General features: G+C 63.2%; 11 protein-coding genes and 1 tRNA gene. 3 read left to right on the top strand and 9 right to left on the bottom strand.

The window, feature by feature from the left end:
• Positions 1-176: 176 nt before the first annotated feature.
• The 4 genes from NKK52_RS24540 to NKK52_RS24555 all read right to left on the bottom strand — a co-directional run bounded on the left by NKK52_RS24540 (position 177) and on the right by NKK52_RS24555 (position 2,818).
• Positions 177-419, bottom strand: a complete 243-nt coding sequence (locus tag NKK52_RS24540) for a Trm112 family protein (protein WP_023672122.1) — start codon at positions 417-419, stop codon at positions 177-179.
• 30 nt (positions 420-449) lie between these two features.
• Positions 450-1,121 (bottom strand): LON peptidase substrate-binding domain-containing protein, encoded by a 672-nt coding sequence (locus NKK52_RS24545; RefSeq protein WP_023685086.1) that lies wholly within the window; start codon positions 1,119-1,121, stop codon positions 450-452.
• 111 nt (positions 1,122-1,232) lie between these two features.
• Positions 1,233-2,240, bottom strand: a complete 1,008-nt coding sequence (gene trxA, locus NKK52_RS24550; RefSeq protein WP_023685085.1) for a thioredoxin — start codon at positions 2,238-2,240, stop codon at positions 1,233-1,235.
• An 80-nt stretch (positions 2,241-2,320) separates the two neighbouring features.
• Positions 2,321-2,818 (bottom strand): prolyl-tRNA synthetase associated domain-containing protein, encoded by a 498-nt coding sequence (locus NKK52_RS24555; protein ID WP_023672125.1) that lies wholly within the window; start codon positions 2,816-2,818, stop codon positions 2,321-2,323.
• 216 nt (positions 2,819-3,034) lie between these two features.
• Here NKK52_RS24555 and NKK52_RS24560 point away from each other — a divergent pair.
• Together NKK52_RS24560 and NKK52_RS24565 are read left to right on the top strand one after the other, a co-directional pair.
• Positions 3,035-3,109: transfer RNA gene (locus tag NKK52_RS24560), tRNA-Gly, on the top strand.
• Positions 3,110-3,237: 128 nt separating this feature from the next.
• A complete protein-coding gene (locus NKK52_RS24565; RefSeq protein ID WP_023685084.1) occupies positions 3,238-5,460 on the top strand; it encodes an SAM-dependent methyltransferase in 2,223 nt (740 codons plus the stop codon).
• A 20-nt stretch (positions 5,461-5,480) separates the two neighbouring features.
• Here the strand turns inward: NKK52_RS24565 and NKK52_RS24570 are convergent, their stop codons facing one another.
• Both NKK52_RS24570 and NKK52_RS24575 read right to left on the bottom strand, forming a co-directional pair.
• Positions 5,481-6,161: a redoxin domain-containing protein gene (locus NKK52_RS24570; protein ID WP_023672127.1), complete on the bottom strand. Its 681-nt coding sequence runs from the start codon at positions 6,159-6,161 to the stop codon at positions 5,481-5,483.
• 19 nt (positions 6,162-6,180) lie between these two features.
• The gene (locus NKK52_RS24575) at positions 6,181-9,465 is read right to left on the bottom strand and encodes an adenylate/guanylate cyclase domain-containing protein (RefSeq protein WP_023685083.1); all 3,285 of its coding nucleotides are present in this window, start codon (positions 9,463-9,465) and stop codon (positions 6,181-6,183) included.
• Between the two features lie 289 nt (positions 9,466-9,754).
• On the opposite strand from NKK52_RS24575, the gene NKK52_RS24580 reads away from it, so the two are divergent.
• The gene (locus NKK52_RS24580) at positions 9,755-11,518 is read left to right on the top strand and encodes an adenylate/guanylate cyclase domain-containing protein (protein ID WP_023685082.1); all 1,764 of its coding nucleotides are present in this window, start codon (positions 9,755-9,757) and stop codon (positions 11,516-11,518) included.
• A 20-nt stretch (positions 11,519-11,538) separates the two neighbouring features.
• Here NKK52_RS24580 and NKK52_RS24585 read toward each other — a convergent pair whose 3' ends face one another.
• The 3 genes from NKK52_RS24585 to NKK52_RS24595 form a co-directional block, all read right to left on the bottom strand.
• Complete coding sequence (locus NKK52_RS24585) at positions 11,539-12,882, bottom strand: hypothetical protein (RefSeq protein WP_023685081.1); 1,344 nt, start codon at positions 12,880-12,882, stop codon at positions 11,539-11,541.
• 29 nt (positions 12,883-12,911) lie between these two features.
• Positions 12,912-13,433, bottom strand: a complete 522-nt coding sequence (locus NKK52_RS24590; protein WP_023685080.1) for a GNAT family N-acetyltransferase — start codon at positions 13,431-13,433, stop codon at positions 12,912-12,914.
• A gap of 137 nt (positions 13,434-13,570) precedes the next feature.
• Positions 13,571-14,392: a hypothetical protein gene (locus NKK52_RS24595; protein WP_023685079.1), complete on the bottom strand. Its 822-nt coding sequence runs from the start codon at positions 14,390-14,392 to the stop codon at positions 13,571-13,573.
• Positions 14,393-14,680 lie beyond the last annotated feature (288 nt).

Here is a 14,680-nt window from a genome sequence, read left to right on the forward strand (position 1 = left end):
GGGCATCTCCCCACACTTGGGGGAGATCGGCGGCTTCGCCATCCAGCCAATTTTTCAACAATAAAGACTGGCGAAGCGGGAGCGACAAGCAATCTCCCTCCTTGTGGGGGAGATGTCCGGCAGGACTTCAGGGCGCTGTCCCGCCAGCCTTCAGCAAACTTCAGCGACGCTCTGATTCAGCCCGGCCCACCCAATCGCGGCGGCGACAGCACGTCTTCCGCCGAAATAGTCCGCGCCTCCGAGGGCAGCATGATCGGGATGCCGTCGCGCACGGGATAAGCGAGCTTGGCAAGCCGCGAGATCAACTCGCCGCGCACCGGGTCCCAGGCCAGCGGCCCCTTGGTCAGCGGGCAGGCCAGCAGCTCCAGCAATTTTGGATCGACATTGACCGACTTGCCGTCACGCCCATCCGCAGCCATTGGATCCCCCTTCAGCCATCGGCTCAGCCCTTATTGCAGGCTGGAGCCAAAGTCCTCATTCTCGCGCGCCAGCGCCATTTCGGTGATGGCGATCAGCGTCTCCGCGCGGGCTTTCAGGTCGGGCGCCTCCAGCAGCGCCTGTTTCTCGGCCGGTCCGTAGGGCGCCATCATCGACAGCGCATTGACCAGCATGGTGTTCTCGGCGCGGCTGACGCTTTCCCAATCGGCTTCGAGATCGTTGGCCTGCAGATAAGCGCGAAACGCTTTCAACAGCGCCGGCCGGTCGACCTCGCTTGCCGCCTGGTCTTCGGCAAGATCGGTGAGGAACGGCGCCAGCTTGCATTGCCGGAAAGGCGTCTTCACCGGCAATTCGCTGGTGATGCGGAAACGGCAGACGCCCTGCAGCGAAACCAGATAGCGGCCGTCGCCGCTCTCGGCCATCGAGATGATGCGCCCGGCGCAGCCGACATTGCACAGTTCCGGCTCCCCGTCGGCGCGCAACGCGCCATTGAGGCTGGGCTGGACGATGCCGATCAGCCGCGCGCCGGCGATCGCCTCATCCACCATCTGCAGATAGCGCGGCTCGAAGATGTTGAGCGGCATGCGCCCGCCCGGCAGCAGCAGCGCGCCGGCAAGCGGAAACACCGGAATGGTTGCCGGCAGATCCTTGCCGACCCGGTAAAATGCGTTTCCGACCTGCACCTTCACTCCTCCGACCCGCTTCGGGCGCGATGTTATCGGCCTAATCTGGCGCGGCGGCCGCCGACCGCAAGGCCCGACAGCCACGCCCCGGCAATTTGGCCGGCAAACGGCTCAGGAAAACAGCAGCGACGACAATTTGCGCCGTGCCGCCAGCGTCGCCTCGTCGGTCATGCCCCAGGCCTCGAACAGTTTCAGCAACTGCGCCCTGGCGCCGTCCTCGTTCCACGTCCGGTCGGCTTTTATAATCGCCAGAAGATTGTCGGCCGCCGCATGGCGCTCGCCCTTGGCGTTCTGGATCATGGCGAGGTCGAAACGCGCCTGGTGGTCGCCGGGATTGGCGGCCAGTCGCTGCTCAAATTCAGCTGGATTGCCAAGTGCTGCCGCTTCCGCAGCCAGCGTCATCTTGGCACGCAGCGCGGCAAGTGCCGGCGCATTCTTCTTGGCCTCCGGCGCCGTTGCCAGCAGCGCCTCGGCGCCGTCGCTGTCGCCGGCCTCGAACAGAAGCTCGCCCAGCCCGGCAATCGCCTCGATCGTCTCCGGCGCCTGCGCCAGGATGGCGTCGTAAATGTCGGCTGCGGTCTGCGCATCGCCCGCCGCATGCGCTTCCGCCGCCGCGGCCAGTGCTTCGGCGACGGGCGGCGCGCCATTGCCCTTGCCGCCGACCTTGGTGATGAACTCGGCGATCTGGCTCTCGGGGATGGCGCCCATGAAGCCGTCGACAGGCTGGCCGTCCTTGAAGGCGATGACCGCCGGGATCGATTGGATGCCGAGCTGGCCGGCGATCGAGGGATGATCGTCAATGTTCATCTTGACCAGCTTGACCTTGCCGCCGGCGGCCTTGATCGCCTTTTCCAGAAGCGGCGTGAGCTGCTTGCAGGGCCCGCACCACGGCGCCCAGAAATCGACCAGTACCGGCTGTTTGCGCGATTCCTGGATGACGTCGGCGGTGAAAGTGGCGGTCGTGGTGTCCTTGATCAGCTCGCCAGCGGCAGGTGCTGCGCCGGGTGTCGGGCCAAGTGCCGACTTGGCCGGCTCGGCGCCGCCATATTGCACGGACGTGGTGTACTGGCCAGAATTGCCGCCGAATTGGCCGCCAAACGGATTGTTGTTGTCGCTCATGTCGTCGCCCTTCCGATCGCGCCCAGCGGAGCAGCGCGACGTCCTTAACTAGAGGTCAGTTTTCGCCATCCATGTGGCGATCAAGCCGAGACTTTCAAGATAGCAGCATCATGTCCGGTTGCCTCGACGAATCTGATGAGGTCGGCGGACGCGATCGACGTCGTCGCCTCATTGGTCAGCGGATGCGCGTTGACTGTCGCATGTGCTATCAAATCCTGGTCGAGCACCACTTTGACCCGTCTTTCGGTGTCGTTGATCAGCCCGAACACGGTGACCGCGCCCGGAATGACACCGAGCAGCTCCATCAGCATCTCCGGCTTGCCGAACGACACCCGGCCGGCGGCGCCGATCATCGTGTGGATCTGCTTCAGGTCGACGACCGCCTCCTCGCCGACGCTGACCAGGAAGAAATTGTCCTTCTTGTCCTTGAGAAACAGATTTTTCGTGTGCCCGCCCGGTATCTCGCCGCGCAGCGACTGCGAATCGGCCACCGTATAGAGCGGCGGATGGCGCACGGTCGACACTGATATGCCGAGATCGGCAAGAAAGGCGAAAAGCTCGGCTTCGGTCTTCGGCATTGGTGGTCTTTCCCTGTATCGGCGCGCGGCAAAGCCGTTTACGGCCAATGATGCCGCCGAGACAAGACCGTCATGCGGGAAGTCGATGAACCACCCGCGTGGCCGACAAGGTTCCGCCAAGCGATTTGGCGCGACCAAAAAGCCCGTCATTTCCCTGTTGCAATCGCCGCGCTCTTCAGCCATATAGGCCCGGCTTGCGGCCAAAGGGCCGTGTGAGCGGGTGTAGCTCAGGGGTAGAGCACAACCTTGCCAAGGTTGGGGTCGAGCGTTCGAATCGCTTCACCCGCTCCAGTTTCCTCTAGGGGAATCAAGCGATGAAGAGGCGCCTTTCGGGGCGCCTTTTGCTTTTTCCAGACCGGCGATGTAAGCGCGTTGCGGAACACTTGTTCTCCCTCAGAACCAGGCGCAGGTAAGACGGCGTGGCGCACAATCCCTCGGGTTCAATTTCGGCGAAAGGCGGCACCGCATCTGAAGCGCTTGCTTGGCTGGCGTTGCGGAACGCCGCGTCCGAATGCGGCTCAGGCTCGCGCTTGATCGACCCGCAGCCCCTGCGCGCACTCCCGGCGGGACGCAAGTGGGCGCATGAGATTGCCAAGGTAATCTTCGATGGCCTCATGGCAGGAAGCCTGTCGGTGCCGGCGCAATTGGCTGCCGGATGGGCGAGGTTCGGCAGCGCAACCACCGCGTTGATCATCGAACTCGGCAAGATCTGGGACAATCCCGCAGCGGCTCGCCGCGTCCAGTACCAGCTTGAGCAAATGCTTCTCGAACCCGACGATCTTGCCACGCCGCGCAGGCTGGCGCGAACGCTCGGAATTCGCGTCGACGCTCGCAATCCGACCGCGACCGAACTGCCGGAAGGCATCGATCAGATCTATGCCCATCTGATGCTGGATGGGCGGATCGAGGCTGTCGTGCAGTTCGGTGCACTCGGGACGGTGACGAGCGATCATTGGATTGAATTGATCCTGGATGTAGTGCCTGCTGAGCGGCTTGCGGGAGGATCGCCTGGACCGCAAAAGGGCGCCGGCGCGACCACGTCAAACACGCCTGCAGCCGAGGTATCGTTTGCCATGGCGGGAAGCGAGCCCGATCAGGACAGCCACTTCGGCAAACTCGCGCAATTGGCCGCACAGGCGCATGACCTGGTTCGGTCGAGCGCTGAACCGTCAGAGCCTGTTACGCCGCGCCGCGCACGGGTCGCGGACAAGCACGACGAGGATCGCACGGCGTTCTGGAACAGCTATTTCGCGACCGAGGATCCCTGGAACTACAGCTCGCTCTATGAGCAGGAAAAATATGAGCGGCAGATCGAGATCCTGCCTGCCGGTCCCATCGGCCGGGCGCTTGAGCTGGCCTGTGCGGAGGGCCATTTCACGCGGCAGCTGGCGCCGCGCGTGGGCCATCTGACCGCAACCGACATCTCCGCCATAGCCATCGAGCGAGCCCGCGCCCGATGCAACAATCAGGCGAATGTCGAGTTCGGCGTACTCGATTTCGCTGCCGACACGCTGCCGGGTGAGATGGATCTGATCTTCTGTTCGGAGGTGCTCTACTATCTGGACGATCTCGCCGAGTTGCGGCGCATCGCCAAGAAATTTGCCGAGGCGTTGGCGCCTGGCGGTAGTTTCATCAGCGCACACGCATTCGTGCTGCGTGACAATGTCGAAAAGACGGGCTTCGACTGGAACACATTCGGTGCCCAGGCGATCTCCGAGACGCTGGCAGCGACCGAAGGCCTGGTGCTCGAGCAATCGATCCAGACCGAGCTCTACCGCATAGACCGCTTCCGCCGCCTATCGCCGGGCGATGTGGCGACGGACCCGGTGATCGATCATGTGCCGATCCGCGCGCCGATCGAAATCGGCGTCGCGCGAAATATCGTCTGGGGTGGGGCGCGAGCCTTGCGCCGCGACGTCGCACGTAACGAGCAGCGCCAGCATATCCCTGTCCTCATGTATCACGGCGTTGCCGATGAAGGTCCGGCCGCGCTCGCTCGCTTTCGGCTCACGCCCGCCGCATTCGCCAGCCAGATGGGATGGCTGCGCGCCAATGGCTTTCACGCCATTGGCTCCGAGCAGCTGGAAGCATCCATCGCCAACCGTCAGCCTTTCGTCGGCCGCCCGGTGCTCATCACCTTCGATGACGGCTTCCAGAACTTCGCCGACCATGCCTGGCCGATCTTGCGCGCCAACGACCTGAACGCGGAAGTGTTCCTGGTGACGGACCTGGTGGGCGAAAGTGCAAAGTGGGACACCGACATCGGTCCGCCGACGCCGCTTATGGGCGCCGGGACGGTGCGACGCCTCGCTGCCGAAGGCGCCTTCTTCGGCAGCCACATGGCGACGCATCGCGCCATAGATGGTCTGTCGAGCGCTGACCTGGCCGCCGAGCTCCTGCGCTCTCGTCTGTTCATCGAACGCTGGACCGGCCGGCCAACCAGGGCGTTCGCGGCCCCCTTCTCCGTCACCGACCGACGGCTTGGCCGGCTGGCTAGGGAGTGCGGCTATCGAGTAGGCTTCGGCCGCAGGCACGGGCCGGCGGACCTCCATAGCGATCTCATCGACCTTCCGCGCATCGAGATTCGCGGCGACCGCTCGCTCGATGACTTTGTCGCCACTGTCGAGGCCGTGCTCGGATAAACGGTGAACTTGTCAGTTCATTATTGGGCGACTTGCGACACGGCTGACATCAGCTCCTTCGGGTTTGGGGCGCCAAACATGTATCGCCCACCCTCCGGGACCTCCGTGAAGCTCCAGCGGACGATCCCCTGCCGGTCCAGCAGGAACTGACCAACCAGTTGTCCGTGTCCCGTGGCCATCATCTGCTCGTCGGCTTCGGTCAGTTCGTAGTGGTCCTTCTTGTCGAGGATTGCGGCGGCTGTCATCGGATCCATGGGACCGGGCAATTCGCCAGGTATGTCGACCCGCATGTCCTGTGCCGCTGCCATCGCGACCTTGTACGGCCAGTTCGTCTCGTTCTCGGTGAATTCGAGATTGGGCAGTCCAAAAGCACGATGTGAAGCGCGTTCCGGGTCCGACGCCGCAAGCAGGTTCGGCATTGGATGGTAGCGGAAATAGAGCCGCGCCCGTTCGATCGGCGTGTTGACCACCGTCAGGCTCTCCACGCCCTTTTCGCGCAGCTCCGGATCGAGACGCGCCTGAGCGGCGATGTGGCGCCGGCAAAACGCACAATGCAGACCTCGAAACAGGCCGACCAGCACCGGTTTTTGCCCGCGAAAGTCGTCAAGCGCAATCTTGCCTTCCTGGGTAATGGCGTCGAGTATCAGGTTCGGCGCCCGGTCGCCCGGTTGAAGCGGTATCAATCCACTAGGCGCGGACATGTCCAACCCCCTATCCCGGCTAGTCGAGAAAAGGCAGCACCACAAGCGCTTCCGGGTCGAGCCCGTGCTGGGCGCATATACCCTGCGCCAGGGAAAAGTAGCGTTCGGCCTCGGCCAGATTGTCGAGGTCGAGATTAAGCGTTGCGAGTCCATCATAGCACGGAAACAGAAGTTGGGGCTCGCCCGTTTCGCGGGCTACCTCCAGTGCTTCGTGGAACAAGCCGATCGCCAGTTCCGGATGGCCGTTGCACTGGTGGATCTGCCCAAGCACGATCAACGGCACTGGCAGGTGCTCGCGCTGGTCGAGCGCCCGGTCAATCTCGATGGCCTTCTCGGCAGCAGGCACGCCCTCCGTTGGACAGCGATCCGTGAAAGTACAACAAGCTACCGCCAGATTGGCGAGGAGGCGCGCCTGGAAACCCAAATCGCCAATACGGCGCGCCACTTCAAGACCGCGCCGACAGACCTCCATCGCCTTCGCCGGATCGATGGTCGTGTAGAGCACCCCGAGATTGGTGTAGCCGCGGCAGGCCGCGCCCAGCAGACCGGCGGCTTCGGCCAATTCAATGCTGCGCTCAACCTCACGCACGGCTTCATGGTTTCGCCCAAGGCGAGCCAGCGCAACAGCCTTGGTATTAAGTGCCTCGGCGGTCACGAGGGTGGCATCATCGGAGACATGTTCCGTTGTCAGAGAGCGTACGCAATCCAGCGCCGCGTCTGCCCATTTTGCCGCGAGAGTGTGATCTCCGCTGCGGAACGCCTGTCGGCCACGTTCTTGCCAGAGATGCGCCTGCTCGATCGGGGCATCCGCTCCATCGAGGAGCGCTGCCGCTTCAGCGTAGCGCGATTCCGCGTCGTCCCGCTTGCCCACGTCCCAAAACAGCCGACCGATCTTGCGCAAAACGCGCGCCGCCGCGACACGATCGGCTGACTCGCGATAGGCCTGCAGCACCGCCTCGTAGTGGCGGTGTGCAATCTCGCGGCGGCCTGCCGGGCCGCTCAAATCGGCAATGCGCTCTGCAATTGCCAGTTTGAGCGGTGTTTGCCCGATCGCGCCCAACGCAGTCAGTGCTCGCTCGTAGAAACGAAGGGCGTCGTCATTGGCGTATATCATGCGAGCGCGATCTCCCGCCGCCTGCAGGTAATGCGCGCCCCTCTCCCGCTCGGCGCTCTGAGCGAAATGATGACCGAGCACGGCCAGATCCTCGAACCGTTCCGGCTTGTCGCCGCACAGTTGCTCCAGGGCGGCACCTACCCGGCGGTGGATGTCGGTCCGGCGTTGCAGGAGCAGATTCTGGTAGATCACGTCCTGCAGCAATGTTTGCGTAAAGCGGTAGCTTTGCGACGAGACCGAGCCTGATCCGGCAACTTCCTCGATGATTTCCGCATCGCAAAGCAGTTCGCAGCCCGCTTCCAGTCGGCCGGGGTCGGCTGCCACGGCTTTCAGAAGCGTGGCATCGAAGCGCGGGCCGATTACCGCGGCTTCCTGGGCCAACCGGCGCACCTCTTGCGGCAGCCGGTCGACGCGAGCAAGCAACATTGCCTGGATCGTGGCGGGGATGCCGGTTGCGACTTCGCCTGCCACGGTCCGCCATTGCTGGCCATCGCGCACCAATACACCGCGATCGATAAGGCCGCGAACGATCTCCTCCAAGAAAAGCGGGTTGCCGCCCGCGCGCTCGAGGATCTGGTCGAGAAGCCCTCCTGCGGCGTTTACCCAGCTCTCGCCGAAAAGCGCCGCCACCAGGCGGCGTCCGTCATCGCTGTCGAGCGGCGAAAGCCTGAGCGCTGTGTGGCTGACCCGACTTGAGTCGAGTTGGTCGTTGTCCGACGCCGGACGATTCGTGACCAGCAACATCAGCCGCGTGCGTTCCAGTCTGTCCATCACGAAACGCAGTGCCTCGAGCGAGACGGAGTCGGCCCAGTGCAGGTCTTCGACGACAATCAACAGCGGCGACAACGCAAGCCGCCATTCCATGATTGTGCGGACCGCGTAGAGAATTTGCCGCCGCAGCTGCTCGGGCTCGACATGCTGCAAGGTGGCATCGGGGTCGCCGAGGCCAAGCACATGGTAGAGCAAAGGCATCAGCCGCTTCGCCTCCTCGCCCTGCAGGCCGAGATCGGCAAGCAAGGCTGCGAGCTTGCCCCGCATTTCGTCCCCATTGTCGTTTTGCATCATCCCGGCAGCGCTGCGCACCACTGCACCCAGGGCGCCAAATGATTGTTCACCCAGCGGTGAGCACGTGGCCTGCCGCACGGCGACGTTGCGAAAACGATCCTCGTCGCCGACGCGGGCGACGAACTCCTTCACCAACCGCGACTTCCCGATACCGGCTTCGCCGACGATGCGGACAAGCTGGGCCGAGCCGCCGCACGCCAAGTCAAGGCTCGCCAGCATTCTGTTGAGCTCCGCATCACGACCTATTATGGGCGCACTGAGGCCGAGCGCCTCGAGCCCGCGCGCTGCACGCGGCGCCGCAAGCGGTGCATCCAGTCGGTGGACGAGCACACTGCCAGCCTTGCCGCGAAACACGACATCGCCCAGCGACTCGTACGAGAAGGCATGCCGGGTCAGCCTGTGCGTGAGTTCGCCCACCAGCACCTCACCCGGTGCAGCCAGCGATTGCAGGCGTTGCGCCGTATTCACCGTGTCGCCGGTCACCGAATAAGATTTGGCGGTGCCGATGCCCAATCCGCCAGTAACGACCGGACCCGTGTTTATGCCTATGTGGAGCAGCAGCGGCGAGCCGGAGTGGCGGGTGCTTTCACCGAGCCGCGCCGTCCGGGCGATCATGTCGAGAGCGGCTCGAAGCGCACGTTCCGGATCGTCCTCATGCGCGACCGGCGCACCGAACAAGGCGAGCAGAGCGTCGCCGATGAATTTGTCGACGAAACCACCAAAGCCTTGCACGGCCGCCGTCAATTCCTTGAACAGTTCGTTCTGCAGCGCCTGCATGACCTCGGGGTCGAGCTGCTCGCTGAGTGTCGTGAAGCCGCAGAGATCGGCGAACAGCACCGTTACCGTTCGTCGATCGGCGTCGGAGACGGAATGCGGCCCCTCTTCGCTTTCGATGTTCGGCGACGGAGCTCGAGAGGGCTGCGCAATGGTGCGGCTTGGTGTCGGAGCAGGCCGTTCGGCAGCTTTTGCGGACGCACCGACGCTTGCCCCACATTTAGGACAGAACTCGAAATCAGGTGCGCAGGCGTAGCCGCAACTGGCGCATGGCACGGGCTGGCGGCGGCCACACTTCGGACAGAAGGCGTAACCGCCCTCGATCTCGAAACCGCAGCCCGAGCAGTTCATGGACACCTCACCAGAGCATGATGCCGAAGAGTGTGAAGCGGTTTTCGGACGACATCATGCTCTATCTCTTTGACCTTGGGCCATGACCCGTGATCTCGCCACGCTCGTCACGGCCGGGGTATTCACAAGGATGAACCGATAGTCGTCAACCGGCAAGCGGCAGCACAAATGGGCATCGGTCTGGGTTGGCGGTGGAGCACTGCCGATACGGGCGGCTGCGTGGCCGTGATTTGCGAAAATTCCCTCGTCCCGCCGTCTTCCTGCTATGATGGAGATGAGGAGGCGACCCATGAGCGAGAACCGTAAGCTGGCCGCAATCCTGGCTGCAGATGTGGTCGGATACAGCCGGCTCGCGAGCGCGGACGAAGATCGTACCTTGGCGCGGTTGCGGGCACTGCGCAGCGACCTGATCGATCCGATCATTGCAGTGCACCACGGGCGGGTTATCAAGCGTACCGGAGATGGGGCGCTGGTTGAGTTTCGCAGTGTGGTCGATGCCGTGCGCTGCGCCGTTGAGATTCAAAACGGTATGGTTGAGCGCAATGCCGGCGTACCGCAGGAGCGCCGCATCGAGTTCAGGATAGGCATCCATCTGGGCGACGTGGTCGAAGAGAGCGATGGCGACCTGATGGGTGACGGCGTCAACATCGCCTCGCGTCTGGAGGGCGTTGCGGCGCCCGGCGCCATCTGCCTGTCCGAGGATGCCTATCGCCAGGTCAAGGCCAGGCTTGACCTCTCGGTCAGCGATCTCGGCAGCACACAGCTCAAGAACATCGCCGAGCCGATCCGGGTGTATTCGCTGCAAGTCGGCGCCGGGGCCAAGGTGGCCGCGACCTCGCAAACCCCGACGAGCCCTCCGGCTGCGGCAGCGCCGCCGAAACTGTCGATCGCCGTGCTGCCGTTCGCCAATATGAGCGGTGATGCCGAACAGGACTACTTCGCCGACGGCATCTCCGAAGACATCATCACGGCGCTGTCCAAACTGTCACAGCTCTTCGTCATCGCTCGCAATTCGTCCTTCATCTTCAAGGGCCAGAACGTCCATGTGCAGGATGTCGGCACGAAGCTCGGCGTGCGCTATGTCCTTGAAGGCAGCGTACGCAAGTCGGGGAACAAGGTACGCATCACCGCGCAGCTCATCGATGCAATTTCAGGCGGCCATCTTTGGGCGGAGCGGTTCGATCGCGATCTGACCGACATATTCGCCGTGCAGGATGACGTGACGCAGCACATCGTCGGTGCGCTGGCGCTCAATCTGACCGACGATGACCGTCTGCGGCTGGCGCCCGAACACCAGCGCAATCCGGAGGCGTATGACTGTTTCCTGCGGGGCCGGGAGCTGTGGCACCGGCTGACGAAGGACACGAACGTCGCGGCCCGCGAGCTCTTGCAGCGGGCCATCGAACTGGACCCGAAATTTGCCTCTGCCCACGCTTTCCTAGCCCTCACGCACGGGCTCGATTACCTCAACAGGTGGGGTGCGTCGGACTCGATGGCGCAAGCGGAAGAGGCAGCAACGCGAGCGGTAACGCTGGATGACAGCAATCCCTGGGCGCACTGGGCGCTGGCATCGGCCAAGCTTTACACACGACGGCACGATGAGGCCATCGGCGAGGTCGAGCGCGCGATAGCTCTCAATCCGAACTTCGCCGAAGCGCACGTCGCCCGCGGCGAGGCGCTGTATTATTCGGGTAGACCCGCGGAGGCGCTAGAGAGTTTCGCCCGGGGAAAGACCTTGAATCCATACTTTCCGGATGTGCTTCTGCACTTCCAGGCTTTGGCATCGTTTCAACTGGGAAGGTACGAAGAGGCCGTCGACCTCTTGCTGCAACGGCTGGCTCGCAACGCTGTCACCGACGTCTCGCGTGCGCTTCTGGCCGCATGCTACGGCCATCTGGGCCGTTTGGAGGAGGCCCATACGGCATGGCAGGACCTGCTTCGCGTCAATCCCGCCTATTCGCTGGAACACCGTCGCAAGGTCTTGCCTTACAAGAACCCTGCCGATTTCGAACTGATGGTAGAGGGGCTCCGCAAGGCCGGCGTGGTGCAATGACGGGCTAAAGCCCGGCCGGATCAGAGGCCCGAGGCCCGGCCGATCTTGCGCCATCGGGCGTTTTCGCGAACCGGTTTCAGGTCATCGGTCGTCTCGGCAAATGTCCGCAACCGGTATTGCCGCAGCAGGTCCGGGAACAGCGCCCCTTCCGGCAGTCCGGCAAGCTGCTCGCGGACCGAGATCTTTTCATCGATGACCCGCATGCCCCAGGCATTTTCCCGAACCTGCAGCTCGGCGGCCAGATCGCGCTCTTCTGGCGCGTTTTCATCAAGCGCAGCCAGCAGGATCGAGTGGAAAAGCGCGACATAGCCAATCTGTCTCAGGCCGCCCACAACCCGCACGCGCGGCAATATGGCAAGGGCAAGGAACATCAGGAACAAGTCCGGCAAAAGCAGGCCGTCCAGCAGTGCCTGCTGGAGATGCGGCCGCTCGAACGGGATGGAAAGACCATGCGGCCTGTCAGGCTCGATCAGCCGCCCGTTCTCGAGGACGAGCTTGCGCACGCGCTGCTCGCGGATGCCCCAGAAATAGGCCGTGGCATTGGGCAGGAACCTGCCAAATGGGCCCGATGCGGCTTCTTGCAAGGCATGGTCGAGACGCCGGCGCCTTGCGGGCTCGAGGAGCAGCCTGGAAAGAAGACTGCCTTCATCTTCCAGATGCCGCGCCACGACAGTCGCGGCCAGCCTATCATCGATGAAAACCGGCCGGGCCATGCCGGAACGATCCCAATCGGCGACCAGATGCTCGTTGAGTTCTGTCAGCGCATCGGCGGCTGTTGCAAATACCTTGTCCTGGCTGGCAAGCAGCGTGCCGAGCCAGCTTCTGGCATCCGTCTCAGTGCCCACCGTTTCGAGCGCGCGCCCGTTGAGGGCGACGGGACCGGCCGCGCAGGCGCTTTTGCGGCACAGTTTGTGGCGGCCCATGCCAAACAAATTGACCTTGTCGTCGCCGACATCCAGCCATCCCGGCCCCTCCCGGCCGGTTGTCTCCATGGTCATGGTCGTTCCCATGAAGCCGAAAAAAGCCGACAGCCCGTTTTCGACCGCGCCGAGCCAGGCAAGCAGCAGGGCATCGAAGGTGATGCGATCCATCAGAAGCAGGCAGTGCAGGCCGGACTGGATAACCGGTCTGTGGTCGAATTCGTCGAGGGCCTTGCCGGTCGCTTCAGGCTGCATGATCGCACCGAGGCGCTGCTGCAGGACGTCGCGCAGGATCGAGCGGGCAGCAATCGACGGGGCCGATCCAGGCCTTGCCACCGGCCGCCACAGATGGCGGGCATAATCGGAAACCGGCGCATTCCAGTTCTGCTCGATGTCACGCACGACCTCCGGGCAGAGCAGCGACAGCACAGCCAAAATGTCCACCGGAGGCGCAGGGGCAGGGACGGCGGTCATCAGAACCGCAGCCGGGCCATGCTCAGGAGGTCGTGGTACTGCCCGTCGGTAAAACCGGCCTTCACATGCCGTCCCTCGACCTCGAAGCCGTGGCTTGTGTAGAGACGGATGGCCGGTTCGTTGTCGGCATAGACAGTCAACTCGACCCGCTTCAGGGCGCGCCAGTTGTCGGCCACGTCAAGCAGCGCGCCAAGGATGGCAGAGCCGATGCCTCTGCCGACAAAGCCATCGTCAAGGCCGATATTGATCTCGCCTATATGCGAGCGGCGCGGCGAACCCTGCGCGACCAGGCTGCCATGGCCGACAACCTTGCCGTCCAGCTCCGCAACGATCCAGGTGGTTTCCGGGCCGGACTTGGCGATGCGCCGCTCCACCTGCTCCACCATCTCGAACGGCATCCTGAGCGTGCCCCAGCGGAACCCCGGCATATTGAAGATAGCGCACAGCGCCTCGGCATCGCTTGGCCGGACGGCCCGGAGCTGCGGCTGGATTTTCTCGGATAAGGAGGTCGTGCTGGTCATGGCTTTCCCGCCTAGCGCAATTTCAGGAAAAGTGTGAGCGGTTTTCCGTCCGGAATTGCGTCAGAACAAAGCGACAGAGGCAATATGCCCGGCACGATGCACCGGACGTCACCTGAAAATCCAGCCGTCTCTGCGACCTATGCCGATTGCGCGGCAAAATGCCGGGGGGCGGCGCAGAGTTTGAGGATACCGCTGATGCCGATCCAGCCGAAAAGGGCGAGCCAGCACAATGTCCCGGCCGCCGTCCAGTCGATCCGGTGCACGGCAGCGTCGGTGATGAAGAGGCCAAGAACAGCAAGCAGGCCAACCAGAAACTGCGCCAGGCCGAGCACCAGCAATTCCTCACGCGGTGCACTTCTCCAGACGAGATAGGTGCCGCCGGCGCCGGCGAGGAAGATGGCGCTGTAGACCTGGGCGTGGAAGGCATCGATCGGCCATGGCCAGAAACCACCGAATGTCAGGGGAAACAGCAACAGGCCGACGCCGTAGGCCCCGAGGATCGTCATTTCCACCGGTAGGTAGGCGCGCCATGCGGGGTTCAAGATCACGCCTTTTGCAGAAGGGCGGGCCCTTGCCCGCCACAGGAACAGCCCGGATACCGCGGCTGACGCAAGATAGACCAGAAACCAGAGCCAGGGGGCTTTGCGCTCGAAGTTGAAATAACCGAGATTGATGAACGAAGCCGCCGACACGATGACGGTGAAGATGAAGGCCATGACCAGCACGAGCCTGCCGGGCGACCAGCGATTCCAGACCAGCAGCGCCGCCATCACTGCCATTTCGGCGGTGTAGAAGCCGCCGAGGAAGCGGGCATTGAACGGCGTGACGGCCCAGGGCCAGCGCGGCTTGACCAGCGCAGGCGCGAAAAACAGGCCGGCCCCGACGATCAGGACGATGATGACCCCCGCCGAGAAAAGGCGCAGGGCCGCCGGAAATGGCGGGTTGTCGCGTGTCGGCATGGAGAAAACCCCAGAGATGAATGCCCCATGGGCTATCATAGTTTGGAATTCAACAAATGGAAATTGACCTGTCACCAGGCTTGTCCATTCGAATGGCCGTCCGGTCCGTTTAGCAGTATGATGGAGCGTTCGGGTCGAAGATCGGTCCGGCCAACACGCCTAGAGCCGGATGATTTCAGGTCTGTCCGACCTGAAATCTGAATCCGCCTCTGAATCAGGAAGAGCATGATGTCGTCCGAAAACCGCTTCACACTTTTCGGCATCATGCTCTAGCGGCGCAATTTCCGG

Origin of the sequence: Mesorhizobium sp. C277A, from assembly GCF_040324395.1 — a bacterium.
Taxonomy (GTDB): domain Bacteria; phylum Pseudomonadota; class Alphaproteobacteria; order Rhizobiales; family Rhizobiaceae; genus Mesorhizobium.